This window comes from Blastococcus sp. SYSU DS0552 (assembly GCF_054050815.1).
On sequence record NZ_JBJHAB010000007.1, the window covers coordinates 55855 to 81503 of the forward strand.

28 protein-coding genes are annotated in these 25649 nt (G+C 74.4%); 12 read left to right on the top strand and 16 right to left on the bottom strand.

Features of this window, described 5'->3' with window-relative positions; translation table 11 throughout:
• Window positions 1-54: 54 nt before the first annotated feature.
• Complete coding sequence (locus ACI8AG_RS08885) at window positions 55-540, bottom strand: Mov34/MPN/PAD-1 family protein (protein WP_456587476.1); 486 nt, start codon at window positions 538-540, stop codon at window positions 55-57.
• Window positions 541-642: 102 nt separating this feature from the next.
• Here ACI8AG_RS08885 and ACI8AG_RS08890 point away from each other — a divergent pair, with 102 nt between their 5' ends.
• On the top strand, window positions 643-996 hold the full coding sequence (locus tag ACI8AG_RS08890) for a hypothetical protein (protein ID WP_456587475.1): 354 nt from the start codon (window positions 643-645) through the stop codon (window positions 994-996).
• On the opposite strand, the gene ACI8AG_RS08895 is transcribed toward ACI8AG_RS08890, so the two are convergent.
• Window positions 935-1432, bottom strand: coding sequence for a DUF2017 family protein (locus ACI8AG_RS08895; RefSeq protein ID WP_456596750.1), 498 nt, complete (start codon window positions 1430-1432; stop codon window positions 935-937). The two genes, ACI8AG_RS08890 and ACI8AG_RS08895, sit on opposite strands and share 62 nt — an antisense overlap.
• The gene (gene clpS, locus ACI8AG_RS08900; protein ID WP_456587473.1) at window positions 1429-1725 is read right to left on the bottom strand and encodes an ATP-dependent Clp protease adapter ClpS; all 297 of its coding nucleotides are present in this window, start codon (window positions 1723-1725) and stop codon (window positions 1429-1431) included. The genes ACI8AG_RS08895 and clpS overlap by 4 nt, the downstream gene beginning before the upstream one ends.
• A 60-nt stretch (window positions 1726-1785) precedes the next feature.
• On the opposite strand from clpS, the gene ACI8AG_RS08905 reads away from it, so the two are divergent.
• Window positions 1786-3069 (top strand): nicotinate phosphoribosyltransferase, encoded by a 1284-nt coding sequence (locus tag ACI8AG_RS08905; RefSeq protein WP_456587472.1) that lies wholly within the window; start codon window positions 1786-1788, stop codon window positions 3067-3069.
• Between the two features lie 17 nt (window positions 3070-3086).
• Complete coding sequence (locus ACI8AG_RS08910; RefSeq protein ID WP_456596751.1) at window positions 3087-3662, top strand: isochorismatase family protein; 576 nt, start codon at window positions 3087-3089, stop codon at window positions 3660-3662.
• Window positions 3663-3668: 6 nt separating this feature from the next.
• Here the strand turns inward: ACI8AG_RS08910 and ACI8AG_RS08915 are convergent, their stop codons facing one another.
• From ACI8AG_RS08915 to ACI8AG_RS08935, 5 genes are all read right to left on the bottom strand, one after another.
• Window positions 3669-3863, bottom strand: coding sequence for a hypothetical protein (locus tag ACI8AG_RS08915; protein ID WP_456587470.1), 195 nt, complete (start codon window positions 3861-3863; stop codon window positions 3669-3671).
• 183 nt (window positions 3864-4046) lie between these two features.
• A complete protein-coding gene (serB, locus tag ACI8AG_RS08920; RefSeq protein ID WP_456596752.1) occupies window positions 4047-5312 on the bottom strand; it encodes a phosphoserine phosphatase SerB in 1266 nt (421 codons plus the stop codon).
• Window positions 5313-5527: 215 nt separating this feature from the next.
• The gene (ctaD, locus tag ACI8AG_RS08925) at window positions 5528-7285 is read right to left on the bottom strand and encodes an aa3-type cytochrome oxidase subunit I (RefSeq protein WP_456596753.1); all 1758 of its coding nucleotides are present in this window, start codon (window positions 7283-7285) and stop codon (window positions 5528-5530) included.
• A 64-nt stretch (window positions 7286-7349) separates the two neighbouring features.
• Complete coding sequence (locus ACI8AG_RS08930) at window positions 7350-8207, bottom strand: methyltransferase domain-containing protein (protein ID WP_456596754.1); 858 nt, start codon at window positions 8205-8207, stop codon at window positions 7350-7352.
• Window positions 8204-8713 (bottom strand): metallophosphoesterase family protein, encoded by a 510-nt coding sequence (locus ACI8AG_RS08935; protein WP_456587466.1) that lies wholly within the window; start codon window positions 8711-8713, stop codon window positions 8204-8206. Before ACI8AG_RS08935 ends, ACI8AG_RS08930 begins: the two co-directional genes overlap by 4 nt.
• A 76-nt stretch (window positions 8714-8789) precedes the next feature.
• Here ACI8AG_RS08935 and ACI8AG_RS08940 point away from each other — a divergent pair, with 76 nt between their 5' ends.
• Window positions 8790-10388 (top strand): MFS transporter, encoded by a 1599-nt coding sequence (locus tag ACI8AG_RS08940; RefSeq protein ID WP_456596755.1) that lies wholly within the window; start codon window positions 8790-8792, stop codon window positions 10386-10388.
• A gap of 73 nt (window positions 10389-10461) precedes the next feature.
• On the opposite strand, the gene ACI8AG_RS08945 is transcribed toward ACI8AG_RS08940, so the two are convergent.
• Window positions 10462-11466 carry a cytochrome c oxidase assembly protein gene (locus ACI8AG_RS08945; RefSeq protein ID WP_456596756.1) on the bottom strand — a complete coding sequence of 335 codons (1005 nt, stop codon included), beginning with the start codon at window positions 11464-11466 and terminating at the stop codon, window positions 10462-10464.
• 101 nt (window positions 11467-11567) lie between these two features.
• Window positions 11568-13019, bottom strand: coding sequence for a M23 family metallopeptidase (locus ACI8AG_RS08950; RefSeq protein ID WP_456596757.1), 1452 nt, complete (start codon window positions 13017-13019; stop codon window positions 11568-11570).
• A 277-nt stretch (window positions 13020-13296) separates the two neighbouring features.
• Between ACI8AG_RS08950 and ACI8AG_RS08955 the strand changes: the two genes are divergently transcribed.
• The 3 genes from ACI8AG_RS08955 (at window position 13297) to ACI8AG_RS08965 (ending at window position 16790) form a co-directional block, all read left to right on the top strand.
• The gene (locus ACI8AG_RS08955) at window positions 13297-14478 is read left to right on the top strand and encodes a zinc-dependent alcohol dehydrogenase (protein WP_456596758.1); all 1182 of its coding nucleotides are present in this window, start codon (window positions 13297-13299) and stop codon (window positions 14476-14478) included.
• Between the two features lie 169 nt (window positions 14479-14647).
• Window positions 14648-15856 carry an MFS transporter gene (locus tag ACI8AG_RS08960; protein ID WP_456596759.1) on the top strand — a complete coding sequence of 403 codons (1209 nt, stop codon included), beginning with the start codon at window positions 14648-14650 and terminating at the stop codon, window positions 15854-15856.
• Window positions 15857-15896: 40 nt separating this feature from the next.
• Entirely contained in the window at window positions 15897-16790 is an 894-nt protein-coding gene (locus ACI8AG_RS08965) for an oxidoreductase (RefSeq protein WP_456587460.1), read from the top strand.
• Between the two features lie 20 nt (window positions 16791-16810).
• Here ACI8AG_RS08965 and ACI8AG_RS08970 read toward each other — a convergent pair whose 3' ends face one another.
• A complete protein-coding gene (locus tag ACI8AG_RS08970; protein WP_456596760.1) occupies window positions 16811-18148 on the bottom strand; it encodes a D-arabinono-1,4-lactone oxidase in 1338 nt (445 codons plus the stop codon).
• 106 nt (window positions 18149-18254) lie between these two features.
• Here ACI8AG_RS08970 and ACI8AG_RS08975 point away from each other — a divergent pair, with 106 nt between their 5' ends.
• A complete protein-coding gene (locus ACI8AG_RS08975) occupies window positions 18255-19469 on the top strand; it encodes an alanine racemase (RefSeq protein WP_456596761.1) in 1215 nt (404 codons plus the stop codon).
• Here ACI8AG_RS08975 and ACI8AG_RS08980 read toward each other — a convergent pair whose 3' ends face one another.
• The 4 genes from ACI8AG_RS08980 to ACI8AG_RS08995 all read right to left on the bottom strand — a co-directional run bounded on the left by ACI8AG_RS08980 (window position 19470) and on the right by ACI8AG_RS08995 (window position 22265).
• Complete coding sequence (locus ACI8AG_RS08980; protein ID WP_456587457.1) at window positions 19470-21089, bottom strand: ABC-F family ATP-binding cassette domain-containing protein; 1620 nt, start codon at window positions 21087-21089, stop codon at window positions 19470-19472.
• A gap of 40 nt (window positions 21090-21129) precedes the next feature.
• Window positions 21130-21429, bottom strand: coding sequence for a three-helix bundle dimerization domain-containing protein (locus tag ACI8AG_RS08985; RefSeq protein WP_456587456.1), 300 nt, complete (start codon window positions 21427-21429; stop codon window positions 21130-21132).
• A 102-nt stretch (window positions 21430-21531) separates the two neighbouring features.
• Complete coding sequence (locus ACI8AG_RS08990; RefSeq protein WP_456587455.1) at window positions 21532-21657, bottom strand: hypothetical protein; 126 nt, start codon at window positions 21655-21657, stop codon at window positions 21532-21534.
• Between the two features lie 11 nt (window positions 21658-21668).
• A complete protein-coding gene (locus ACI8AG_RS08995) occupies window positions 21669-22265 on the bottom strand; it encodes a class I SAM-dependent methyltransferase (protein ID WP_456587454.1) in 597 nt (198 codons plus the stop codon).
• Window positions 22266-22322: 57 nt separating this feature from the next.
• Between ACI8AG_RS08995 and ACI8AG_RS09000 the strand changes: the two genes are divergently transcribed.
• Both ACI8AG_RS09000 and ACI8AG_RS09005 read left to right on the top strand, forming a co-directional pair.
• Window positions 22323-23087 carry a TrkA C-terminal domain-containing protein gene (locus tag ACI8AG_RS09000; protein ID WP_456596762.1) on the top strand — a complete coding sequence of 255 codons (765 nt, stop codon included), beginning with the start codon at window positions 22323-22325 and terminating at the stop codon, window positions 23085-23087.
• A 38-nt stretch (window positions 23088-23125) separates the two neighbouring features.
• Window positions 23126-24187 (top strand): winged helix DNA-binding domain-containing protein, encoded by a 1062-nt coding sequence (locus ACI8AG_RS09005; protein ID WP_456596763.1) that lies wholly within the window; start codon window positions 23126-23128, stop codon window positions 24185-24187.
• Window positions 24188-24208: 21 nt separating this feature from the next.
• On the opposite strand, the gene ACI8AG_RS09010 is transcribed toward ACI8AG_RS09005, so the two are convergent.
• Window positions 24209-24652, bottom strand: coding sequence for a nitroreductase family deazaflavin-dependent oxidoreductase (locus ACI8AG_RS09010; protein ID WP_456587451.1), 444 nt, complete (start codon window positions 24650-24652; stop codon window positions 24209-24211).
• Window positions 24653-24705: 53 nt separating this feature from the next.
• On the opposite strand from ACI8AG_RS09010, the gene ACI8AG_RS09015 reads away from it, so the two are divergent.
• Together ACI8AG_RS09015 and ACI8AG_RS09020 are read left to right on the top strand one after the other, a co-directional pair.
• The gene (locus tag ACI8AG_RS09015; RefSeq protein ID WP_456587450.1) at window positions 24706-24822 is read left to right on the top strand and encodes a neutral zinc metallopeptidase; all 117 of its coding nucleotides are present in this window, start codon (window positions 24706-24708) and stop codon (window positions 24820-24822) included.
• A 3-nt stretch (window positions 24823-24825) separates the two neighbouring features.
• Window positions 24826-25605 carry an enoyl-CoA hydratase/isomerase family protein gene (locus ACI8AG_RS09020; protein ID WP_456596764.1) on the top strand — a complete coding sequence of 260 codons (780 nt, stop codon included), beginning with the start codon at window positions 24826-24828 and terminating at the stop codon, window positions 25603-25605.
• Window positions 25606-25649 lie beyond the last annotated feature (44 nt).

A 25649-nucleotide genomic window follows, 5' to 3' on the forward strand; every position in this document is an offset into this window, starting at 1 on the left:
CCGTCCAGGGGCCCGCGCCGAGCGTGCGAGGCGTGGGGCGGACGGGGTGTTTCTTCAGTCGTAGACGACGGTCGTCGGCGAGTGCCCGAACAGGTAGGACTCGACGATCTCGACCTCCTCCTCCGACACCTCCCCGTCGACGATGCGGTAGCTGCGGAACTCGACCTCGTCACCGGCCAGGCCGGTCTGCGGCCCGTGGTGGCGCGTCGACACCAGCACGTAGTGGGTGCGCGGATCGGCGGCGGGACCGGAGGCGTACCCGATGTCGGTGCGCGAGGGGTAGGCCTCGGTGGCGGTGTGCGAGTGGTAGACGACGACCGGCCACTCGTCGCGGTCGTCCAGGTCGCGGTACAGCGCGAGCAGGTCGGCGCTGTCGAACTCGTAGAACGTCGGCGACCGTGCGGCGTTGAGCATGGGCACGAAGCGCTCGGGGCGCTCGGTCCCCTCCGGGCCGGCGACGACACCGCAGGCCTCGTCCGGATGGTCCTTCCGGGCGTGGGCCACGATGGCGTCGTAGGTCGCGCGGTCGATGCGCAGCACGGGGCCAGTCTAGGCGGGCCCGCCGCGCCGCTCCCCCATCGCCCCCGGTCGCACGGACGGGCGGCCGTCGGGAGACGCTCCCGGACCGATACGGTCGGCGTCGTGTGGGTCCCGTCGCTCCTGACCGCCGGCGTCGTGCTGCTGGCCCTTCCGGCACTCCTCCTGGGGCTACGGGGGCTGTTCCGGCACCGTGGCTACAGCGCGGTCCATCCGGGCGACCGGGCTCCCGTGGTGGTGATCGTCGTCGTGCGCGCCGTGCTCCTGCTGCTGCTGCTCGCCGCCTCGGCCCTGGTCCTGGTGTCCACGATCGGCGCGATGCTCGCCGACGTCGAGCTGCACCGCATGGTCTACGTGCTCTTCGTGCTCGACCTGCTGCTCGCCGCCCTGGTGCTGCTCACCTTCGGCCGGCGCGATCGGCGACGAGCGCGTCCACGAGCGACCCCTGCAGCGCGGTGAGCCAGTAGTAGACGGCGAGCTGGTGGTCGGCCTCGTCCACGATCTCGTCCGGCGGCTCGGTGTCCTCACCGATGTCGATCCGGGTGCCGAGCGCCAGCCGGAGGTCGTTGCTCGTGCGCAGCCAGGCACCGGCCTGGTCGGCGTCCAGGCGCACCTCTCCCCCGTCGGCCGGCAGGGTGGCGCGCACGGTGGCCAGGTCGTCGGCCTTGCCGCCGCGCAGCGCCTGCTCGGTGAGCCCCCGGTAGTCCTCGGCCAGCGCGGGGTCGGTGCGGTGCCCGGCGGGGAACAGCCGGGCCATCACCGGATCGCCGCTGCTGTCGGCCGGATCGGCGGCCAGGAGCTGCTCGAGCTGGTCGAGCAGCAGCCCGACGATGCCGGCCTCGGCCCGGTCGAGCCGGGCGACCAGCCACCCGCCCCGGGCACGGAACGGCTTCACGAGTCCCTCTGGTAGCTGGCCCACAGCCCGTAGGCGTGCAGCCGGCTGGTGTCGTGCTCCATCCGCTCGCGCGGGCCGGAGCTGACGATCGCCTTCCCCTCGTGGTGCACCTGCAGCATCAGCGAGGTCGCCGTCGGCTCGTCGTAGCCGAAGAGCTCCTGCAGCACGAAGGTCACGTAGGTCATCAGGTTCACCGGGTCGTTCCAGACGATGGTGACCCACGGCCGGTCGAGGTCGCCGCGTTCCTCGTCGGTCGTCTCGGGCGTCCGAGTCGGGGCGAGCGGTGCGGCCACGCATCCAGCTTAGGACGTCGCCCGGTCCCGCGGACCCGGCGCCGCCTACGCTGCGGAGCCATGCCGACGGCCCCCGCGCTGCTCACCGACCGCTACGAGCTGACGATGCTGGCCGCGGCGCTCGCCGACGGCACCGCCGAGCGGGACTGCGTGTTCGAGGTGTTCGCCCGCCGGCTGCCCCACGGCCGACGCTACGGGGTGCTCGCGGGCACCGGCCGGCTGCTCGAGGCGCTGCCCGGTTTCCGGTTCGGCGACGAGGAGCTCGCGACCCTGCGTGCCCAGGGGCTGACCGACCAGCGGCTGCTGGACTGGCTGGCCGACTTCCGGTTCCGCGGGGACATCGACGGCTACGCGGAGGGCGAGCTGTTCTTCCCCGGGTCGCCGGTGCTCACCGTGCGCGCACCGTTCGGCGAAGGCGTCCTGCTGGAGACCCTGGCGCTGTCCATCCTCAACCACGACTCGGCGATCGCCTCGGCGGCCGCCCGCATGGTGGCGGCGGCGTGCGAGCGACCCTGCATCGAGATGGGCTCGCGCCGTACCCACGAGCGAGCCGCGGTGGCCGCGGCGCGCGCGGCCCACCTGGTCGGCTTCGCGTCCAGCTCGAACCTGGAGGCCGGCCGGCGCTACGGCGTCCCCACCACCGGCACCAGCGCCCACGCGTTCACGCTGCTGCACGACGACGAGCGGGCGGCCTTCCGTGCCCAGGTGGAGACGCTGGGGGTGGGCACGACGCTGCTCGTCGACACCTACGACGTCGAGCAGGGCATCCGGACGGCGATCGAGGTGGCCGGCCCGGAGCTGGGCGCCATCCGGCTGGACTCCGGCGACCTGCCCACGCTCGCCACCCGCGCCCGCCAGCTGCTCGACGAGCTCGGCGCGACCCGCACCCGGGTGATCGTCACCAGCGATCTCGACGAGTACGCGATCGCGGGGCTGATGGCCGCACCCGTCGACGGCTACGGGGTCGGGACCTCGCTGGTGACCGGCTCGGGGGCGCCGACGGCCGGCATGGTCTACAAGCTCGTCGAGCGCGACGGCATCCCGGTCGCGAAGCGGTCGGAGGGCAAGAACTCGATCGGCGGGCGCAAGCACGCCGTCCGGCGGCACGACGCCGACGGCACCGCGGTCGCCGAGGTGGTCAGCAGCACACCGGTCGGGCCGCGCGACGGCGACCGCGACCTCGTGGTCCCGCTGGTGCGTGGCGGCGCGCTCTGCGCCGACGTCTCCCCCGCCGAGGCGCTGCGGCTCGCCCGCGAGCACCACGCGCGCGTGCGGGAGGCGCTGCCCGCCGAGGCATGGGCGCTCTCACGCGGGGAACCGGTCCTGGAGACAGTTCCCGCTTGACCCGGGAGGAGCAGCTCATGACCCGCGCGCTGATCGTGGTCGACGTGCAGAACGACTTCTGCGAGGGCGGCAGCCTCGCGGTCGCCGGTGGCGCCGCCGTGGCGGCCGGCGTCACCGAGCACCTGCGGACGGCGGGCGCCGGGTACGCCCACGTCGTCGCCACCCGCGACCACCACATCGACCCCGGCGACCACTTCGCCGAGCACCCGGACTTCCTCGAGAGCTGGCCGCCGCACTGCGTGGTCGGCACCGACGGTGTCGAGCTCCACCCGGCGCTGGACCGCCAGCCGCTCGAAGCGGTCTTCGACAAGGGCGAGTACGCCGCCGCCTACTCCGGCTTCGAGGGCGCGGCCGACGGCGTCGGGATGGCCGACTGGCTCCGCGAGCGAGGGGTCGACGCCGTCGACGTCGTCGGCATCGCCACCGACCACTGCGTCCGCGCCACCGCGCTCGACGCCGTGGCGGCCGGGTTCGCCACCCGCGTGCTGCTGCCGCTCACCGCCGGCGTCTCCGAGGCGACGACCGACGCTGCGCTGGACCAGCTGCGCACGGCCGGCGTCGAGCTGGCCGGAGAGCTCGGACCCAGCGCGTGAGCGAGGTCAGGCGCCTTCACCGTCCGTGCTGACCGCGACCACCTCGTCGGGCGCGTAGACCTCCACGCCCACCCCGTCGCGCCGGACGTGCACCTGCCCCATCGCGTCCCGGGAGATGACCACAGTGCCGATCGGCTGATCCGGCGCGTCCTCCGGTTCCCGGATGCGCACCAGGGACCCGACGGGAAGCTGCTCGTCCACCGGGTCATGATGCCGGGCGCCTCGACGCTCGGCCGGGCTGACGCCCGCGTCGTCCCGCAGCACGGCGTCCTGGCTCGCCGTACCGCGTCCTGGCTCGCCGTACCGCGTCCTGGCTCACCGTATGGGGTCCTGGCTCACGACCGACGCTGAGCCAGGACTCCTGATGATCAGGTCACCTGATCATCAAGGCGCCGCGTCGAGGACCTCGTCGCGGGTGAAGCCGAGCACCTGCAGCACCGCGTCGAGGTAGGGCTGGTTGAGCGCCGTGTGCGCCTGCTCGCGCACGAAGGGCTTCGCGTTGAAGGCGATGCCCAGGCCCGCGGTGTTGAGCATGTCCAGGTCGTTGGCGCCGTCGCCCACCGCCACCGTCTGGTCCAGCGGGATGCCGTACTCCTCGGCGAAGCGGATCAGGGCCCGGGCCTTCCCCGGCCGGTCGACGATGTCCCCGACCAGCCCACCGGTGAGGCGGCCGTCGCGGACCTCCAGGGTGTTGGCGGCGGCGAAGTCGAGCCCGAGGCTCTCCGCCAACGGGTCGGTGATCTGCGTGAACCCGCCGCTGACGATGCCGCAGCGGAAGCCGAGACGCTGGAGCGTGCGGATGAGGGTGCGCGCGCCGGGTGTGAGCACCAGGTGCTCGCGCACCTCATCGAGCACCTCCTCGGGCAGGCCGGCCAGCACGGCGACCCGCGCCCGCAGCGACTCGGCGAAGTCCAGCTCGCCGTTCATGGCCGCGGCGGTGATGCGGGCAACCTCCGCCGCCCGCCCGGCGCGCGCCGCCAGCTCGTCGATCACCTCGCCGCGCACCAGGGTCGAGTCGACGTCCAGCACGATCAGCCGCTTGCTGCGCCGGGCGATCCCGACCTGCTCGACGGCGATGTCGGCACCGGTCGACGCCGCCACCGAGGCGAGCGCGGTGCGCAGGGCCGTGGCCTCCGCCCCGGAGACGGTGAGCTCGAAGCTGGTGACCGGGTGATCGGAGAGCCGGCGGATCGCATCGATGTTCCCGCCGATGCCCGCGACGGCCCGCGCGGCGCCGGCCACGGCCTCCGGCGGCACCGGCCGCCCGAGCACGATGACGTGGTGCGGGCGCCCCTGCACGAGGGGCGCGTCGGGCCCGCTGGCCGACTCCACCGCCACGTGCACGCCCACGGCGGTCTCGACCTCACCCGCCACCCGCCGGAGGTGGCCGAGCAGCTCCGCCTCGCCCACCGCCGGTCGCCGATCGCCGGCGCGAGCACCGACCACGACGCCGAGCACCAGGTGGCCGTGCACGACGACCTGCTCGACGTCGAGGACCTCCACCTCCGGGCGCCCGTCCCCGTCCGAGGCCAGTGCGGCGAAGAGGTGGGCGGTCACCCCCGGCCGGTCCGCCCCGGTGACCGTGAGCAGCGCCCGCGCCGCGGTGGGGTCGGGCTCGGGCAGCTGGCGGGGCGTCGGGTCGAGCGGCACGCGGTCATCGTGCCGCACGTCCGCCCGGGGACCGCCCGGACCCCTGACCCGCCGGTCGCCGCGATGGGGGGCGGCCCGCCGCCCGGGTCTTCCACCCGTGGACGACGGACGCCCCGCCGGCCAGTGGCCGGCGGGGCGTCCGTGACGTTCTGGTCGCGGCCCCGTTCAGGGTCCCGCCGCGAACGTGTGAGCGGTGGGCGGAACGGGGTCCTTGCTCAGGTCGGGTCGGGGTCCTTCGGGCCCTGGCGCGCACCGCCGGTACCACCCAGCTCGCTGACACCGGCGTAGGGCTCGTGCCGCTTGCCGACGTGGGCCTCGGCCTGCAGCCGCTCGACGAGGTGCGGGTAATGGGCCTCGAACGCGGGGCGCTCCGAGCGGATCCGGGGGATCTCGACGAAGTTGTGCCGCGGCGGCGGGGAGGAGGTGGCCCACTCCAGGCTGTTGCCGTGGCCCCACGGGTCGTCGCGCAGCGCGAGCTCGCCGTACTTCCAGGACTTGACCACGTTGTAGATGAACGGGAGCACCGAGGCGCCGAGGATGAAGGAGCCGATCGTCGAGACCGTGTTGAGCACGGTGAACGCGTCGGTCTCCAGGTAGTCCACGTACCGGCGCGGCATGCCCTCGTTGCCCAGCCAGTGCTGCACCAGGAACGTGGCGTGGAAGCCGATGAAGGTCAGCCAGAACTGCAGCTTGCCCAGCCGCTCGTCCATCATCCGGCCGCACATCTTCGGGAACCAGAAGTAGATGCCGGCGTAGGCGGCGAACACCACGGTGCCGAAGACCACGTAGTGGAAGTGGGCGACGACGAAGTAGCTGTCGTTGACGTGCCAGTCCAGCGGCGGGCTGGCCAGCAGCACACCGGTCAGACCACCCAGGAGGAAGGTGATCATGAAGCCGATGGAGAACAGCATCGGCGTCTCGAAGGTCATCTGACCCCGCCACATGGTGCCGATCCAGTTGAAGAACTTGATGCCGGTCGGCACGGCGATGAGGTAGGTCAGGAACGCGAAGAACGGCAGGAGCACCGCACCGGTCGCGTACATGTGGTGCGCCCACACCGCCAGCGACAGCGCGCCGATCGCGATGGTGGCGAAGACCATGCCCTTGTAGCCGAACAGCGGCTTGCGGGCGAACACCGGGATGACCTCGGTGACGATGCCGAAGAACGGCAGCGCGATGATGTAGACCTCGGGGTGGCCGAAGAACCAGAACAGGTGCTGCCACAGCATCGGGCCGCCGTTCTCGTCCGAGTAGATCAGCGCACCGAGCTGGCGGTCGGCCAGCATGCCCATGATCGCGGCGGTGAGGATGGGGAACGCCAGCAGGATCAGCATGCTGGTGACCAGCGTGTTCCAGGTGAAGATCGGCATCCGGAACAGCGTCATGCCCGGAGCCCGCAGGCAGACGATCGTGGCGATGAAGTTGACGCCACCGAGGATCGTGCCCAGGCCGCTGACCGCCAGGCCGGCGAACCACATGTTCGCGCCCGCGCCCGGGGAGTGCACCACGTTCGACAGCGGCGCGTAGGCGTACCAGCCGAAGTCCGCCGCCCCACCGGGGGTGAGGAAGCCGCCCACCACGATCAGGCTGCCGAACAGGAACAGCCAGTAGGAGAAGGCGTTCAGGCGGGGGAACGCGACGTCCGGCGCACCGATCTGCAGCGGCATGATCAGGTTCGCGAACGCGAAGAACAGCGGCGTCGCGAACATCAGCAGCATGATCGTGCCGTGCATCGTGACCAGCTGGTTGTACTGCTCGGGGGAGAGGAACTGCAGCCCCGGCCGCCCCAGCTCACCACGCATCAGCAGCGCCATGAGGCCACCCAGCACGAAGAACGTGAACGAGGTGGCCAGGTACATCAGGCCGATGGTCTTGTGGTCGGTGGTCCGCAGCAGGTTCGACAGCCGCGAGCCCTTCTCGACCACGTGAGCCGGGCTGGGCCGGCTCACGATGGGCGCCGGTGCAATCGTCACGGCTGGCAGCTTAGACCGTGCGGTACGGCACCTCAGGTCGGGCAGGCAGGGCGCGTCGCGCGGATCAGCCGGGCCGCCGGTAGGTGGCGACGTCGACCGAGATCGTGACCGGCACGGCGGCCGGCAACCGCGCCAGCGAGGCCGCGAGAGCGGCGGCCGTGAGGTGCCGGGCGTGCGGCCCCATGCCGACCAGCGTCGCCACCGCGGCGTGGTCCAGCACCAGGGTCTGGTGGTACCGGTGCGCGTCCTCGCGCGCCAGGTGCGGCTCCAGCGTCGCGCTGAGCCGCTCGGCCTTGCCGGGGTCGACCCGGAGCAGGCCCAGGGGCCCGACGAGCTCGGTGAGGTGGTCGCGGCCGGGCGTCACGACCACCAGCCGCCCCTCCGGGTGCAGCACCCGGGCGATCTCGGGGCCGTTGCGCGGGGCGAAGACGACCAGCACCCGGTCGACCGCCGCGTCGCGCACCGGCAGCCGGGCCCAGGTGTCCCCGACCACGGCGACCGCGCGCGGATGGGCCTTCGCGGCACGGCGGGCGGCGTAGCGCGAGGCGTCGAGCACCACGCCGGTGGCGGACGGGAGGGCGTCGAGCAGGCGGGCCAGGTGGTGCCCGGTGCCACCGCCCAGGTCGAGCAGCGTCGCGGGCTCCCCCGGCCGGCGGACGGCTGCGGCCAGGGCCGCGGTCACGCCGTCGTAGTGGCCGGCGGAGAGGAACGCCACCCGATCGGCCACCATCTCGGCCGAGTCGCCGGTCGGGGGACGGCGCCCCGGCGGCAGCAGCGTGAGGTGCCCCTGGCGCGCGCGGTCCACGCGGTGCCCTTCGGCGCAGCGCAGGCCCGAGCCGTCCGGCTCCGCGGTGAACGGCGCGGCGCACGCGGGGCAGGCGAGCAGGGCGACCGCGCGGGGGTCGAGCGGTGCGGCGCTCACCGCCGCGGGGGCACCGCGTGGAAGATCACGTCCCGCAGCCGGCCGGCGTCGGCCACCGCGGTGACGAACGTCCCGTGCGGCTGGCGACGCCGGTCCGTGGGCGACCCCGGGTTCACCAGCCGCAGCCCGGTGGGCGCCGTGGTGTCCCAGGGGATGTGGCTGTGCCCGAACACCAGGACGTCGACGTCGGGGAAGCGCGCCGCGCACCGCGCCTCGCGCCCGGTGGCCTGCCCCGTCTCGTGCACGACGGCGAACCGGATGCCCTCGATCTCGGCGCGGGCGACCTCCGGCAGCCGCTCGCGCAGCGCCCCGTGGTCGTTGTTGCCGTGGACGGCGACCAAGCGGTGCGCCCGCCGTTCCAGCTCGTCGAGGAGGGCGACGTCCACCCAGTCACCGGCGTGCACCACCACGTCGGCGGAGTCGATCGCCGACCACAGGCCGAGAGGTAGCTCACGCGCGCGCTTGGGGACGTGCGTATCTGCGGTGAACACCAGCGAAACAGGCACGACGACATCGTTGCAGGCCGCTACCTTCTCTCCCGGCCGGCGATCCGGCCCGTTCCGCACGACCCGAGGACTTCCCGTGACCGAACCCCTCCCCTCCCCTGCCGCGACCGGCGCGACGACCTCCGCCGATGAGCCCTACGAGAAGCGCTGGCTGGCGCTCGGCGTCATCGCCATGACCGTCCTGCTGGTCATCCTCGACGCCACGATCGTCAACATCGCGCTGCCCGCGGTCACCGCCGACCTGGGCATCAGCGCGGCCAGCCAGCAGTGGATCGTGACCGCCTACACCCTGACCTTCGGCGGCTTCCTCCTGCTCGGCGGCCGCATCGCCGACTTCTGGGGCCGCAAGCGCACCTACCTGGTGGGCGCGGCGGGCTTCGCCGTCGCCTCGGCGCTCGGCGGCGTCGCGCAGAACGAGACGATGCTCTTCGGCGCCCGCGCCCTGCAGGGCGTCTTCGGCGCGCTGCTGGCCCCGGCGTCCCTCGCGCTGCTCACCGTCCTGTTCACCGACCCGAAGGAGCGCGCCAAGGCTTTCGGCGTCTACGGCGCGATCGCCGGCGGCGGCTCGGCCATCGGCCTGCTGCTCGGCGGAGTCCTCACCGAGTACGCCGACTGGCGCTGGTGCTTCTGGGTGAACCTGCCGGTGGCGATCCTCGCCATCGTGCTGGCCATCCCGATCGTCCCGGAGAGCAAGGCTCCCGGCGACACCAGCTACGACATCCCCGGCGCCGTCCTGGTCACCCTCGGCCTGGCGTCGATCGTCTACGGCTTCACCCGCGTGGCGGAGGCCTCGCAGGCCTTCGCGGCCCAGGCTGCCGCCGCCAACGCCGAGGCTGCGGCGCAGGGCATCCCGACGCTGGTGACGCCGGAGAGCGGCTGGACCGACGGTCTCGCGTGGCTGTTCATCGCCGGCGGCCTGGTGCTGATCGCCCTGTTCGTCCTGCTGGAGCTGCGGACGCGCAACCCGCTGCTGCCGATGCGCATCGTGCTCGACCGCAACCGGGGCGGCGCCTACCTGACCTCGACGCTCGTGGGGGCCGGGCTGCTGGGGGCGTTCTTCTTCCTGAGCCTCTACTTCCAGCAGGTGCTCGGGTACGAGCCGGTCATGGCGGGCCTGGCGTCGCTGCCGACCACCCTCGGCGTCTTCATCTCGGCGGGGCTGGCCAGCGTGCTGGTCCCCCGGGTGGGGCCGAAGCCGCTCATGGTCCTCGGTGGCGTGCTCGCCGCAGGCGGTCTCGCCACCCTGTCCTTCGTCGGTCTGGACACCGGGTTCTGGCAGCTGCCGTTCCCCGGCCAGCTGCTGCTCGGGCTCGGCCTGGGCTTCACGTTCGTACCGCTGTCGAACCTGGCGCTGGTGGGCGCCGGCGTCCACGACGCCGGGGCGGCCAGCGCGATGCTGAACGCCACGCAGCAGGTGGGCGCCTCCATCGGCACCGCCGTGCTCGCCTCGCTGTCCGTGGCCGCCATCAGCACCTACACCGCCGACGTGCTCGCCTCGGGCGCGGACCCGCGGGACCCGTCGGTGGGCCTCTCGGCGCAGGTGGAGGGCTACACCACGGCCTTCGCGTGGGCCGCCGGGCTGCTGCTGCTCGGCGCCGTCGTCTCGGCGTTGCTCATCAAGGCGACCAAGGAGGACCTGCCGGCCGAGGGCGATGCCGTCGTCCACGTCGGCTGAGAGGGAACTCGCCCGGCCCCTCGCAGCGGCCCGCGCCCCCTCCGGGCGCGGGCCGCTGAGGGCCGGGGACCGGTCAGGCCCGGTGCTCGGCGAGCGCCTGGAGCCGGGCGTTGTACGCCGCGAGCTCCGCGTCGCCGTCACGGTCGGCCGCGCGGTCGAGCGTGCGGGCCCGGCGGTCGTCCGAGCGGGCCCAGGAGAAGAAGACGACGGCGAGCACCAGGACGGTGGGCAGCTCCCCGAAGGCCCAGACGATGCCGCCGGCCACCGCCTGGTCGGTGAGCGGGTCGACGCCCCACCCCGCCGGCGGATCGGTGAAGGTGTCGACGACGAGCGAGCCGGCCATCATGATCGCCACGCCGAAGAAGGCGTGGAACGGCACGGGCAGGAACAGCTCGAGCATCCGCCCCGGGTGGCTGAGCGTCCGCGGCCACGGGTCCTGCGCGACGATCGGGCCGAAGAAGAGCAGCCCCGTGACGACGAAGTGGGCGAGCATGAACTGGTGGCCCACCGGGCTCGACATCAACCAGTCGAACAGCGGGGTGAAGTAGACGCCGTAGAGGCTGGCGATGAACAGCGGCACGCTGAACAGCGGGTGGGCCACGACGCGGGCGAACCGGCTGTGCAGCGCCTCCAGGAGCAGTGCCCGCGGGGCGCCGGCCGGCCCGCGCCCGCGCGGGAGGGTGCGCAGCGCCAGCGTCACGGGGGCGGCGAGCAGCAGGAGCAGCGGCGTGATGAGCGACAGCACCATGTGCTGGGTCATGTGGACGCTGAAGATCACCATGCTGTAGCCGTTGAGCCAGGTGCCGGTGACGGCGAACAGCGACGCGGTGCCGGCGATCCAGGCGAGGGTCCGCCACCACGGCCAGCTGACCCCGGACCGGCGCAGGCGGACGACGGCGGCCAGGTAGACGACCAGCCCGATGACGCTGAGCACCGGGAGCACCGACCAGGCGTCCAGGTGCGGGAGGAACATCCGCCCCCAGGTCGGCGGGTCCTCCGGGACCCACATGCCCGAGTGGTGCCCGTGCTCCACCGCGATCTCCTCCTGCCGGCCGGTCGTGCGACCCCACTGTCCCACCGCGCGCCGCGCTCCCCCGAGGGGAGCACGGAGATCCTCCCCACGCGACGACGCCCCCCGCCGGGAGCTCCGGCAGGGGGCGTCGTCGGGAGTGACGCGGGTCAGATCTGGACGCCGCGCTCCCGGAGCCAGGGCAGCGGGTCGATCGGCTCGCCGCCGATGCCGCCGACGTGCACCTCGAAGTGCAGGTGCGGGCCGGTGGACTGACCGCGGTTGCCGAGCAGCGCGATGGTGTCGCCGGCACGGACCACCTGGCCGGGGGTCACCAGGATCTCGTCCATGTGGCCGTAGACGGTGACGTCACCGTTGCCGTGCTGGATGTACACCACCAGCCCGTAGCCGCTGGCCGGGCCGGCCTCGAGCACGACGCCGTCCATCACGGCGTACTCGGGCGTGCGCATGGGTGCGGCCAGGTCGATGCCCGCGTGCAGCGTGCCCCAGCGCGCGCCGAACCCGCTGGTCAACCGGCCACCCTCGACCGGGAGCACCGCCGCGGGGCGGGCGGCCTCGGCGGCGGCGCGGTCGGCCTCCTCCTGGGCGATCCGGTCGGCCTCCGCCTGGGCGTTCGCGGCGGCGGTGCGCTCGGTCTCGCGGGCGCTGCGGCTGGCGACCACCTCGCGCAGCCGGGAGGTGTCGTCCTCGTCGACGCGCGGCGCCGCGGCGGAACCGTCGATGCCCAGCTGCTCGGCCACGCTCACCGACTGGCTGACCGTCTCCGTCGCGACCTCCGTCGGGCCGGCGACCGAGGCGCCACTGAGGCCGAGGGCGCCGACGAGGACCGCGGCGAGGTAGAGCGCCGGGCGGCGCCGCACCGCGGGCGGGCGGCGGTCCAGCCGGCGACGCCCGCCGGTGGCGACGGCCGCGAGGGCCTCGGCCGCGTCGGCACCCGGGGTGCCGACGACCCGGACGACCGGCTCCGCGGGCACCGGTGCCAGGGTGGACCGCTCCGGCTGCGCCGGGGCGTCCTTCACGACGACGACGGCGTCGGGTGCGACCACCGGGGTGTCGGTGAGCGCGGCGACGTCGGTGACCGGCGCCAGTGCCGCGAGGTCGACGGCGGACCGCTTGTAGGGGGTCGGGCGGCGCCGCACCGGCGTCTCGGCGGCCGCCGTCGCGGCGATCGCCTGCACGCCCTGGGCCTCCGCCGTGGTGGACCCGTCCGTGACCGGCGTCGAGGCCCGGTCGACCGTTCCCGCCTGCGGCCCGGACGCACCCGGGGCCGGATTCTCCGGGCCGCGCGCCTTCGCGGTCTTGCGGGCGGCGGCAGCAGCGCGCGCCGCCGTGGTCGCCTTCCGGGTCGCCGCTGCAGCGGTGGCCGCGGTCGCGCCGGCCACCTTGACGGTGGCGGCTCGGGCCCGCCGGCGGGCGGTGGGATCGGTCGTCCGGCCGGCCCCCGCCTTGCGCGCCTTCCCCTGGCGCTGCGGCGGAACCGTGGACGCGGCCTTCTCCTCGATCGTCCCGCTGGTGGAGCGGGCCGGGGCGAGCGTGGCGTCGACCGTTCCGGCCGGCACCGCACCCCCCTCGGGGAGGCGGTCGTGGTGGAGCGAACTCATGCACCTGACTTCCGTCGGCGGACATTGCACAGCGACTCCCGGGGAGAGGAGCGGGGCCCATGTAAACACGGCGTGATGGGTTCGTGATCTGACGACCGGGGTACTGACCTGCAGTTCTGTGAACCGGATCACCGCGATGCGGCGCGCTTTCTCGCCATTGCGTAAGGGCGTCTTTACGGAACGTAAGGGGCGCGCCGTGGATGGTTGAGAGTGGCGCGATCCGGCTCACGTACGGGCAGGAGCCCGTTTTCCGCAGCCCGATCGAGGGAGAAGTCGTATGCGCGCAGTGACCTGGCACGGCCGAGGAGACGTCCGGGTGGAGACCGTCCCCGACCCCACGATCCAGGAGCAGACCGACGTCATCGTGGAGATCACCTCCAGCGGTATCTGCGGGTCCGATCTGCACCTCATCGAGGTCATGGCGCCGTTCATGTCGGTGGGTGACGTGATGGGCCACGAGCCCATGGGGGTCGTCCGCGAGGTCGGACGCGAGGTGACCGCGGTGAAGCCCGGCGACCGCGTCGTGGTGCCGTTCAACATCTCGTGCGGCACCTGCTGGATGTGCTCCGAGGGCCTCCACTCCCAGTGCGAGACCACGCAGAACCGCGAGCAGGGCATGGGTGCCTCCCTGTTCGGCTACACCAAGCTCTACGGGCAGGTCCCCGGCGGGCAGGCCGAGTACCTGCGGGTGCCCTTCGGCAACACGCTGCCGATCAAGGTGCCCGATGCCCCGCTGGACGACCGGTTCGTCTACCTCTCCGACGTCCTGCCCACCGCCTGGCAGGCCGTGCAGTACGCCGGCATCCCACAGGGCGGCAGCGTGCTGGTGCTGGGCCTCGGCCCGATCGGCGACATGGCCACGCGCATCGCCAAGCACCTCGGCGCGGGACAGGTCATCGCCTCCGACGTCGTGCCCGAGCGCCTGGCCCGGGCCCGGCGCAACGGCATCACCGTCATCGACTCCACGGAGCAGGCCGAGGTCGTCGCCCGCGTCCGCGACCTGACCGACGGCCGCGGACCGGACTCGGTGATCGACGCCGTCGGCATGGAGGCGCACGGCTCGCCGCTGGCGACGATGGCGCAGAAGGCCAGCGCCCTGGTCCCCGACGCGATCATGGAGAAGGTCATGACCGTGGCCGGCATCGACCGGCTGGCGGCCCTGAACACCGCGATCGAGGCGGTCCGCCGCGGCGGCACCATCTCGCTGTCGGGTGTCTACGGCGGCGCCACCGACCCGCTCCCACTCATGCGCATGTTCGACAAGCAGATCCAGCTGCGCATGGGGCAGGCCAACGTGTGGCGCTGGGTGCCCGACATCCTGCCGCTGCTCCTGGAGGGCGACCCGCTGGGCGTGGACGAGTTCGCCACCCACCGGGTGCCGCTCGAGCAGGCGCCGGAGGCCTACGCGAACTTCCGGCAGAAGAAGGACGGCGCCGTGAAGGTGCTGCTCCAGCCCTGACCGCAGTCGGGCGGGCGCACTCGCGCCCGCCCGCTGTGAGCAGTCCCACCGCCCCGGTCGGGCATCAACCTCTGCGGTCCCGCGCTGCACCACGCAAGCACCCCGCTGCTCGGCACACCGGGATCACCCGGCCCGCCGGCTCCCCACCGTGTCCCCCGGAGTTTCTCGCGTGCCTCGTGGACTGCTCGCCCTCGCCATCGGCGCCTTCGGCATCGGCACCACCGAGTTCGTCGTGATGGGCATGCTGCCCGAGATCGCCGCCGGCCTCGACGTCTCGGTGTCCGCGGTCGGCCTGCTCATCTCGGCCTACGCGATCGGCGTCGTCGTCGGCGCACCGACGCTCACCGCGCTCGGGCTGCGGTTCACCCCGCGGCAGACCCTCGTCGCGCTGATGGTCGTGTTCGTGGTCGGCAACACCCTGTCCGCGGTGGCACCGAGCTACGGACTGCTCGTCGCCGCCCGGGTGTTCACCGCGCTGGCGCACGGCTCCTTCTTCGGGGTCGGGGCGGTCGCCGCCCGCCGGCTGGTCCCGCCCGACCGCGCCACCCGGGCCATCTCGCTGATGATCACCGGCCTCACGCTGGCCAACGTCGTCGGCGTCCCCCTGGGCACGTTCGTCGCCCAGCACGCCGGCTGGCGGATCGTCCTGGCGGCGATCGCGCTGATCGGCGTCGCGACGATCGCCGGCCTGCTGGCGTGGATGCCCGCCGACGCCGGCGAGCCCACCGATCTGCGCGCGGAGCTGCACGCGTTCCGGCGTCGACAGGTCTGGCTCGTCCTCGCGCTCACCATGATCGGCTTCTCGGCGCTGTTCGCCGTCTACAGCTACGTCAGCCCGATCCTCACCGAGCTCGGCGGCATCCCGACGCAGTGGGTGACGCCGGTTCTCGCGCTCTTCGGCGTCGGGACGACGGTCGGCACGCTCGCCGGCGGACGACTGGGCGACCGCTACGGCTTCTCCTTCGTCGCGGTCGGGCTGGTGGCGATGGCCGGCATCCTGGTCGCGTTCTCCTTCCTCGCCCGGTCCACCGTGGCCGCCGTCGCGCTGCTGGTGCTGTTCGGAACCCTGTCCTTCGCACTGGGGCCGGTCGTCCAGAACGCCGTCATCGACGCCGCGCAGGTGCCCGGTGGCAGCCTGGTGTCGGCGGCCAACCAGGGCGCGTTCAACATCGCCAACGCGATCGGCGCCGCCCTCGGCGCGCTCGTCATCGCGCAGGGGCTCGGGCTCACCGCGCCGATGTGGGTGGGGGCAGGGCTGGCCCTGGTCGGCGCGGGGATCGCGCTGGCCATCCGCGCCGACGCCCGGCGCCACCCGGCCACGGTGCTCCCCGCGACGCCCGTCGGCGCGGAGGCCGCCGAACCGGCCGTCGCGACGTGAGCGGCGCGCATACCCCCGCCGCGACGGGTAGGGAGCCCGCATGACCATCGGCACCGCAGAGCAGTCCGGCACCTACCGCCTCGGCGACCGGGAGGTGCGCCGCCTCGGCTACGGCGCCATGCAGCTGACCGGCCCCCACGTCATGGGCCCACCGGCCGACCGGGACGCCGCCATCGCCGTCCTGCGGCGCGCCGTCGAGCTCGGCGTCGACCACATCGACACGAGCGACTACTACGGCCCCACCGTCGTCAACGAGCTCATCCGCGAGGCGCTGCACCCCTACCCCGACGAGCTGGTCATCGTCACCAAGGTCGGCGCCCGCCGCGACGCCGACGGCGGCTGGCCGGAGGCCCTGGACCCCGACGACCTCCGCCGGGCGGTGCAGGAGAACATCGACCACCTCGGCGTCGAGGCGCTCGACGTGGTGAACCTCCGCATGCCCGGCTTCGCCGAGCCGGTGCAGCGCTCGCTCGCCGAGCCCTTCGAGGCGCTGGCGGCCATGCAGCAGGAGGGCCTGATCCGGCACCTCGGCGTGAGCAACGTGACGCCGCAGATGTTCGCCGAGGCCCGGGCCATCGCCCCCGTCGTGTGCGTGCAGAACCACTACAACCTGGTGCACCGCGCCGACGACCCACTGATCGATGCCCTCGCCCGCGAGGGCATCGCCTACACGCCCTTCTTCCCCCTGGGCGGGTTCAGCCCGCTGCAGTCCGCAGCCCTCGAGACGGTCGCCCGCAGGCTGGAGACGACGCCCATGCAGGTGGCACTCGCCTGGCTGCTCGCCCGCTCCCCCAACCTGCTGCTCATCCCCGGCACCTCGTCGGTGGCCCACCTCGAGGAGAACCTGCAGGCGGCCGCCCGGGTGCTCGGCCCGGAGGAGCTCGCCGAGCTCGACCGGATCGGCGGCACCGGCGACCCCGACCCGGCCGACTGACCGGTGGCCGGTGGTGCGACTCAGCCGCGAGCCACCGGCCCCAGCACCCGGTCCAGGTACCCGTTCGACAGCACGCCCGCCGGGTCCAGCCGGTCGCGCACCGCGACGAACTCGGCGAACCGGGGGTAGCGCCGGCTCAGCGTCGCCGCGTCCAGCCCGTGCAGCTTGCCCCAGTGCGGCCGGCCGCCCACCTCACCGGCGATCCGCTCGAGCGCGGCGAACCAGCAGCCCGGCTCGCTGCCCGCGGGGACGTGCGCGGCGATGAAGGCCGTGTCGCGGCCGGACGCCGTCGACAGGGGGACGTCGTCGGCCGCGGCCAGCCGCACCTCGACGGGGAAGGCCGCGCGCCAGTCGCCGGCCTCGTGCACCCGCCGCAGCTCGGCCAGCACCGCCGGTGCGTCGGCCCGGGGGACGGCGTACTCCATCTCCAGGAAACGCACCCGCCGCCGGCTGACGAAGACGCGGTGGGAGTGGTCGGTCCACGCGCGCGGGCCCAGGGCCCGCGCCGACACCCGCGCCAGCGAGGGCACCAGCGACGGCACCCGGCGACCCGCCGCCACCACCCCGGCGAACGCCGCGTTGGCGATCACCTCGTCGTCCCAGACCGCCCGCCAGCGCGGGAGCGGCGCCAGGCCGTCGGCCAGCGGGACGCGGGTGTGGCGCTTCACCAGTGTCGCGTCGGTGTGGGGGAACCAGTAGAACTCGACGTGGTCGGTGGCGGTCATCAGCTCGTCGAAGCCCTCCAGGGCAGCGGTGAGGGTGCCCGGTCCCTCCACCGCCCGGAGCGCGAACGCCGGCTCCGCCTGCAGCGTCACCGCCGTCACCACCCCCAGCGCGCCCAGGCCCACGCGGGCAGCGGAGAACACCTCCGGGTTCCGCTGCGCGTCGCAGACGAGCACCTCACCGGAGGGCAGCACGAGCTCCAGCGCGCGGACCTGCGTGGCGAGCCCGCCGAACCGGGCCCCGGTGCCGTGCGTCCCGGTGGCCAGGGCGCCCGCGACCGTCTGCCGGTCGATGTCACCGAGGTTGGTGAGCGCCCACCCCCGGCGCAGCAGCTCGACGCCCAGCCGGTGCAGCGTCGTCCCGGCGCCCACGGTGACCAGGCCGTCCCCGGTGACGGCGCGGACGCCGGTCAGCCGGTCGCACACGAGCTGGACGTCCTCGGGCAGCCCGATGCCGGAGAAGGAGTGGCCGCTGCCGATCGGACGGACACGTCGGCCGGCGGCGGCCGCCGTCGTCAGCAGCTGCGCGACCTCGTCCGCGGAGCCCGGGTGCACCGCGGTCACCTGGGCACGCTGGTTGCCCGCCCAGTTGCGCCAGCGCGTGCGGTCGTGCGGCCGGTCCAGCGGCTCGCTCACCCGGTCTCCCTCCGTCGAGCGGGGACTCTGGCGGGTGCGGCACCGGCCGGTCAACCGCTCCGGGGCTCTTGCCCCCGGCCGACCGCGCGGGGCACGCTGCGGCGTCATGATCGCGGACCCACCCGCCGCACGGCACGCGGCCCTCGACCGCGCCACGGCGGGGCTCGACCCACCGTTCGCCGTGCTGGATCTCGCCGCGCTGGACGCGAACGCGGCGGACCTGGTAGCCCGTGCCGCCGGCAAGCCGATCCGCGTGGCCAGCAAGTCCGTGCGCTGCCGCGGCGTGCTGCGCCGGGTGCTGGCCCGGCCGGGTTTCTCCGGCGTCCTCGCCTACACGCTGCGCGAGGCGCTCTGGCTGGCCGGTGGCGAGGAGCCGGTCAGCACCGACGTCGTCGTCGGCTACCCGTCGGTCGACGCCGTCGCGCTCCGGCAGCTCGCCGGGGACGAGCAGGCGGCCGGCCGGGTGACGCTGATGGTCGACTCCGTCGAGCACCTGGAGCTCATCGACGCGGTGGCCCCGCCAGGAGGGCCGGTGCTGCGGGTCTGCCTCGACGTCGACGCCTCGCTGCGCGCCGCCGGTGGCCGGGTGCACGTGGGCGTCCGGCGGTCACCGGTGCACACCGCCGAGGACGCCGTCGCCCTGGCCCGCGCGGTGCTCGCCCGGCGCGGCGTCGAGCTGGTGGGCCTCATGGCGTACGAGGCGCAGATCGCCGGCCTGCAGGACGCGCCCGCCGGCCGGCCCCTGCGTGGGCTCGCGGTACGCGGGCTGCAGGCGCTCTCCGCCCGGGAGCTCGCCGCCCGGCGCGCCGCGGTCGTGGCCGCCGTCTCCGCGGTCGCGCACCTGCGGTTCGTCAACGGCGGCGGCACCGGGAGCCTGGAGCGGACCGCCGCCGAACCGGCCGTGACCGAGGTGGCTGCGGGCTCGGGCCTCTACTCCCCCACCCTGTTCGACGGCTACCGCGCATTCACGGGGCACCCGGCCGCCTTCTTCGCCGTCCCCGTGACGCGCGTCCCGGCGCCCGGTGTGGTGACCGTGGCCGGTGGCGGCTGGATCGCCTCGGGGCCGCCGGGGGCCGACCGGCTGCCGGTGCCGACCTTCCCGGCCGGGCTGCGCCGGTTGCCCGGCGAGGGGGCCGGCGAGGTGCAGACGCCGCTGCGCGGACCGGGCACCGCGGGTCTGCGCATCGGTGACCGGGTGTGGTTCCGCCACGCCAAGGCCGGAGAGGTCTGCGAGCACGTCGGCGCCCTGCACGCGGTCGCGGGCGACACCGTCGTCGACGCGCTGCCCACCTACCGCGGCGAGGGCAAGGCCTTCGGCTGATCAGCGGGCGCGGGCGACCCGCGTCTCGTCGAAGACCGGCTCGGCGGACTCGTAGACCCGGCCGTCGGCGCCGAAGACCAGGAAGCGGTCGAAGGAGCGGGCGAACCAGCGGTCGTGGGTGACGGCGAGCACCGTGCCGTCGAAGGCCGCGAGCGCCTCCTCCAGCGCCTCCGCGGAGAGCACGTCGAGGTTGTCCGTCGGCTCGTCGAGCAGCAGCAGGGTCGCACCGGACAGCTCCAGCACGAGGATCTGGAAGCGCGCCTGCTGACCGCCCGACATGGTGCGGAAGGGCCGGTCGGCGGCGTCGGTGAGCCCGTAGCGCCGCAGCACGGCCATCGCCCGACCGCGGTCGACGCCCGGCCGGCCCGGCTCGCCGTGCCAGAGCAGGTCGACCGGGGTCCGGTCCTGCCACTCCGGGTGCGCGTGGGTCTGGGCGAAGAAGCCGGGGACGACGCGCGCCCCGAGCCGCCACTCCCCGGTGTGCGCGACCTCCTGGCCGGCGAGCAGCCGCAGGAAGTGCGACTTGCCCGCACCGTTGGCACCGAGGACGCCGACCCGGTCGCCGTACCAGACCTCGAGGTCGAACGGCTGCATCAGGCCGGTCAGCTCCAGCTGCTCGGCGACGACCGCGCGCACCCCGGTCCGGCCACCGCGCAGGCGCATGGCCACCTTCTGCTCCGGCGGGCGGTCCGGCGGCGGCCCGGCCGCCTCGAACTTCGCCAGCCGAGTCTGCATCGCGTGGTACCGGTTGGCCATGTCGGGTGAGTTGGCGGCCTGCTGCTGGAGCGTGCGCACCAGGTCGATCAGCCGCTGGTGCTCCTCGTCCCACCGCCGCCGCACCTCGGCCAGCCGCTCGTGGCGGGCGGTGCGCGCCTCCGGGTAGGAGGCGAAGCCACCACCGTGCACCCAGGCCGTCCCGCCCTCGACGGTCACCACCCGGTCGGCGACGCGGGCCAGCAGCTCCCGGTCGTGGCTGACGAAGAGCACGGTCTTGCGGGTCTCGAGCAGGCGTTGCTCCAGCCACCGCTTGCCCGGGACGTCGAGGTAGTTGTCCGGCTCGTCGAGCAGCAGCACCTGGTCGGGCCCGCGCAGCAGCGCCTCCAACGCCAGCCGCTTCTGCTCCCCGCCCGACAGCGAGGCCAGTTCGCGGTACTTGCAGCGTTCGTAGGGCACACCCAGCGCCGCGACGGTCACCGTGTCCCAGGTGACCTCGGCGTCGTAGCCGCCGGCATCGCCCCACTGCGCCAGCGCGTCGGCGTAGGCCATCTGCGACCGCTCGTCGTCGGTCTCCATGAGCGTCAGCTCGGCGGCCTCCACCGCGTCCCAGGCGGCCCGCACCGCGGGGGGCGACAGATCCACGAGGAACCGCTGGACGGTCGTGCCGTCCCGCACCGCCCCGATGAACTGGCGCATCACCCCGAGTCCGCCGGTGCGGGCGACCGAGCCCGCCTCCGGCGTCAGGTCCCCGGCGATGATCCGCAGCAGCGTCGTCTTCCCCGCACCGTTCTCCCCCACGAGCGCCGCGCGCGCACCCTCGCCGACGCGGAAGGAGACGTCGTCCAGCAGCACCCGCCCGTCGGAGAGGGTGTGCCGGATCCCGGTCACGTCGACGTAGCCCACGCCGTCATCCTGCCCCGCCGGGCAACCGGGTTCCCGGGGGTCAGCCGATGTGCCGGTCCAGGCGGTAGCGCGCCAGCCGCTCGACCAGCTCGGGCAGCGCGCCCACCGGTGACCCGCCGAGCTCGCGCCGGCAGTCCCGGACGATCCGCACGACCACCCGTCGCCCGACCCGGCCGGAGAACTCCCCGCTGAGCCGGCTGACCGCCGCGCTGACGGCCTCGTCGCCCGGGAGGGCGCCGGCGTCCCGGGGGAACGCTTCACCGCCGGTGGGCAGCCCTCCCGCACCGGTGGGTTCGTCGGCGGCGGGGCCGGAGGAGCTCGGCGGGACGACCTGGGTCATCGGCGGTCCTTCGTTCCGGGGCGGTGCCGGGCCGGAGCGGACGCGGCGGTTCCATACGGTTCCGTTCCGCGGCGGCCGGCACCAGGGTCCAAGGACCCGCGGTCAGCCCACCACGATCGAGAGCACCGTCGCACCGGCGGCGAGCAGCATCGCCAGGACCACCAGCGCGGCGACCAGTCGCCGGCGCCGCTCCGCGTCACGCCCGCCGGCGCCACCCATCCCCATCACACCGGCCGACGCTACCGGCCGTCGGGAGACCGAACCGGTCGCCGTCCCCACAGCAGGGTGTCGAGGGCGGTGCCGTGCGGGGTGGCCCGGCGGACCTGCTCCAGCCGGTCGACGTCGAGGAGGCGCGCGACCGGCGCGAGGCGGTCGATGCTGTGCAGGATCGCCGGCTCCTGCGGCCCGCCGACACCCGCGGTGAGGTTCTCCACGTCGTGCCCGAGGAGCAGTAGCCGGCCACCGGGCCGCAGCCAGCCGACGGCCCGGGTGAGCAGCGCGGTCATCTCCTCCTCGGGCAGGTGGAGGTAGGCGACCAGCACCAGGTCCAGCGATCCCGGCGGCGCCGACCAGGTCAGCACGTCGGCGGTGACCCAGCGGACCCGCTCGGCGCCGGGGCTTCCCCGGCCGCGGGCGAGGCCGACGGCGGAGAAGTCGACCGCGGTCACCGCCCACCCCCGGGCGGCCAGCCAGAGGGCGTGCCGCCCCTCCCCGGCGGCGAGGTCGACCGCGGGACCGGGTGGTAGGTCACCGAGCAGCTCCGCCACCAGCGAGTTCGGCTCGGCCGACCACTGGGCGTGCTCGGCGTAGCGCCGGTCCCAGTCCTCCGCCCGCACGCCGGCAGTCTCGCAGCCGGAGTCGCTGCCCGCGCCCGGACGGGGTAGAGGTGGTGCGTGGCCGCCGTCGTCTCCCTGGTCGTCATCGTCACGCTGGGCCTGCTCGTCACCCGGGTCGCCACGGTCGCGCTGACCATGACCGGCATGTCGTTGCAGCACGCCCGCTTCCAGGCCCGCTCCGCCTTCACCGGGACGGGCTTCACGACGTCGGAGGCCGAGGCCGTGGTCTCCCACCCGGTGCGCCGGCGGATCGTGATGGTGCTGATGCTGGTCAGCGGCGCCGGCGCCGTGTCGGTGCTGGGCACGCTGATCCTCACGTACGCGGGCGTGGACTCCACCGTGGGCGGGGTGCGCCGGACGGTCGCCATCGTCGGCTCGATGACCGCGCTGCTGTGGCTCTCGCGCAACGAGCGCGTCGACCGCGTGCTGCGGCGGGTGATCGAGCGGGTGCTGCGGCGGGTCGCCGACCTCGACCTCCGCGACTACGCCGCGCTGCTGCACCTGCGGGGCCAGTGGCGGGTCGTCTCGCTGCCGGTCAAGGACGACGACTGGATCTCCTCCCGGCCGCTGGGCCGGCTCCGCCTGCCCGAGGAAGGGGTCGCCGTGCTCGGCGTCGAGCGGGACGACGGCACGTGGATGGGCGCGCCCAGCGAGGACCTCCGGCTGCGCACGGGCGACGTCGTGGTGCTCTACGGGCGGCAGGCGATCCTCGACGACATCACCGACCGGCTGCACGGCGACGAGGGCGACCAGGCCAGCGAGCGGTCCCGCGCCTGGCACGCCGCGACGCCTCCGGTCGAGGTCGTCGAGCGCCGGCGCTGAGCCCGGGAGCCGTCGTACCCCTCTGCGAGGGTGTGCCCATGACGACCCCGCACGACGTGGCCCTGCTGCGGCTGGTCGCGCAGCGGCTCGCCGGGCCGCCGGCGGAGGACGCCGCCGCGGCCGTCCGCCGGCTGGTGGCGGTGCAGGGGCAGGACTTCCCGGGTGCGGTGACGTCGGTGGCCCTGCGCACCCGCAGCCGGAGCCGGGACGACGTGCTGCGGGCGCTCGACAGCGGGGCCGTCGTCCGGTCCTGGCCGATGCGCGGCACGCTGCACCTGGTGCCCGGGGAGGACCTGCCGTGGCTGCTCGAGCTGCTGGGCCCCCGGGCGCTGGCCGGGCTGGCCGGCCGGCGGGCGGCCCTGGGCCTGACCGATGCCGATGCCGAGCGCGCCCGGGACCTCGCTCGGGCGGCCCTCTCGGGTGGCCGGCGGCTCTCCCGCCGCGCCCTGCTGGGGGTGCTGGACGAGGGCGGCGTGCCCACCACCGGCCAGCGCGGCTACCACCTGCTGTGGTTCCTCGCCCAGACCGGCACTCTCTGCCTGGGGCCGACCGAGGGCGGCGAGCAGGCGTTCGTGCTGCTGGACGAGTGGGTGCGCACACCGCGTCGGCCCGCCCGCGACGAGGCGCTCGCGGAGCTGGTGCTGCGGTACTTCCTCGGCCACGGCCCGGCCACGGTGCACGACCTGGTCCGCTGGGCGGGGACGACGGTGCGTGACGTCCGCACCGGGCTCGACGCGGTCCGCGACCGGCTGGCGCGCATCGAGGTGGACGGGACCGAGCACTTCCTCGACCCGGACACCCTCGACCGCTGCGCGGCGCACCGGGAGGCCGCCCGGGCACCGCTGCTGCTGCCCGGCTTCGACGAGTTCGTGCTCGGCTACGCCGACCGCGGCGCCGTCCTGGACCCGGCCGACGCCCAGCGCATCGTGCCCGGGCGCAACGGCGTCTTCCGCCCGACCGTGGTCGTCGACGGCCGGATCGCCGGCACCTGGCGGCTCACCGGCCGGGGCACCGCGCGCACCGTCGAGGCCGAGCCGTTCACCGCCTGGGACGCCGACGTCCAGGCAGCCATCACCCGGCTCGCGGACGCCTGGCCCTGACGGGCGCCGCCCCGCTGCTCCTCAGCGGCGCTCGACGAGGAACACGGGGATCTGCCGGTCGGTCTTCTGCTGGTACTCGGCGTAGGGCGGGTAGGCCGCCACGGCCCGCTCCCACCACTCGTCCCGCTCCGCACCGGAGATCTCCCGGGCGACGCCGTCCCACGGCTCGGGGCCGTCCTGCACGGTGACCTGGTCGGGGTGCGCCCGCAGATTGGCGACCCACGCGGGATCGGTCGGCGCCCCGCCCTGCGAGCCCACCATCGCGTACACCCCGTCGTGCTCCACGCGCATCAGCGGCTGCTTGCGCACCTTGCCGCTCTTCGCGCCGCGGGTGCTGAAGATGACCACCGGCAGCCCGGTGTCCAGGAGCGTGTTCGCCTCCCGCCCCCCGGTCGCCTCGTAGCGCTCGACCTGCTCGCGCACCCACTGCTGCGGACTCGGTTCGTACTCACCCTCCAGCGGCATGCTCCCGAATCTAGGGGCGCCGCGGCGCGGCTGCCCGCCGACCCGGGTCGCGGGTGCCCGGGCCCCGATGGCACCGTGTCGTCGGCCAGCGGCAGCGCTGGTTCCGCACCGGGTACGAGACCGGTGACCCCAGCCGCTGCGACACCTTCGCCACCGACGACCTGGGCTGAGGAATGACCGACCACCTCCGCGTGACCCGGGACGGCTCCGTCGCCGTCCTCACCATCGACCGGCCGCAGAAGCGCAACGCGATGACCGTGGGGATGTGGGCGGCGCTGCCCGCCGTGCTGGCCCCGCTCGCCGACGACCCCGGGGTCCGGGTGCTGCTGGTCACCGGCGCGGGCCCCAGCTTCTGCGCGGGCGCCGACATCTCCGATCTGCTCGGCGGCGACGACCCCGCGGACCCGATGGCCGACGTCCGGCGGCACAACCTCGCCGCGCAGGCGGCGCTGCGCACCTTCCCCAAACCCACCGTCGCGGTCGTGCGCGGGCACTGCATCGGGGGCGGAGTGGAGCTCGCCACCTGCTGCGATCTCCGCTTCGCCGACCCGACGGCGGTCTTCGGGGTCACCCCCGCCAAGGTCGGCATCGTCTACACGCCCTCCTCCACCAAGGCCCTGGTGGACCTGGTGGGGCCGGCGACGACGAAGTACCTGCTGTACAGCGGCGAGCTGATCGACGCCCCCACCGCCCTGCGCACCGGGCTGGTCGACCGGCTCGTCGACGCCGAGGACCTGGCTGCCGAGGCGCACCGGTTCGCCGGGGTGCTGGCGTCCCGCTCCGCACTGACCCAGCGCGCCACCAAGGAGACCGTGGCCGCGCTGGCCGACGGCGGGGACGGCGAGACGCTCGCCGCGGCGCGGTACCGCGAGACGATCGCCGCCGGGGAGCTGGCCGAGGGCGTACGGGCCTTCGCCGAGCGACGGGCGCCGCAGTTCCCCTGGCGTCGCTGATCGGCGGTTTCGCCCACCCCGCACCAGGGGTACCACACCCGTTG

Coding starts and splice junctions, on each gene's coding strand:
- ACI8AG_RS08905 (WP_456587472.1), top strand. CDS start 1,786: ATGCCGACGGCCCCCGCGCTGCTCACCGACCGCTACGAGCTGACGATG.
- ACI8AG_RS08910 (WP_456596751.1), top strand. CDS start 3,087: ATGACCCGCGCGCTGATCGTGGTCGACGTGCAGAACGACTTCTGCGAG.
- ACI8AG_RS08950 (WP_456596757.1), bottom strand. CDS start 13,019: ATGAGTTCGCTCCACCACGACCGCCTCCCCGAGGGGGGTGCGGTGCCG.
- ACI8AG_RS08955 (WP_456596758.1), top strand. CDS start 13,297: ATGCGCGCAGTGACCTGGCACGGCCGAGGAGACGTCCGGGTGGAGACC.
- ACI8AG_RS08965 (WP_456587460.1), top strand. CDS start 15,897: ATGACCATCGGCACCGCAGAGCAGTCCGGCACCTACCGCCTCGGCGAC.
- ACI8AG_RS08975 (WP_456596761.1), top strand. CDS start 18,255: ATGATCGCGGACCCACCCGCCGCACGGCACGCGGCCCTCGACCGCGCC.
- ACI8AG_RS08985 (WP_456587456.1), bottom strand. CDS start 21,429: ATGACCCAGGTCGTCCCGCCGAGCTCCTCCGGCCCCGCCGCCGACGAA.
- ACI8AG_RS09005 (WP_456596763.1), top strand. CDS start 23,126: ATGACGACCCCGCACGACGTGGCCCTGCTGCGGCTGGTCGCGCAGCGG.
- ACI8AG_RS09010 (WP_456587451.1), bottom strand. CDS start 24,652: ATGCCGCTGGAGGGTGAGTACGAACCGAGTCCGCAGCAGTGGGTGCGC.
- ACI8AG_RS09020 (WP_456596764.1), top strand. CDS start 24,826: ATGACCGACCACCTCCGCGTGACCCGGGACGGCTCCGTCGCCGTCCTC.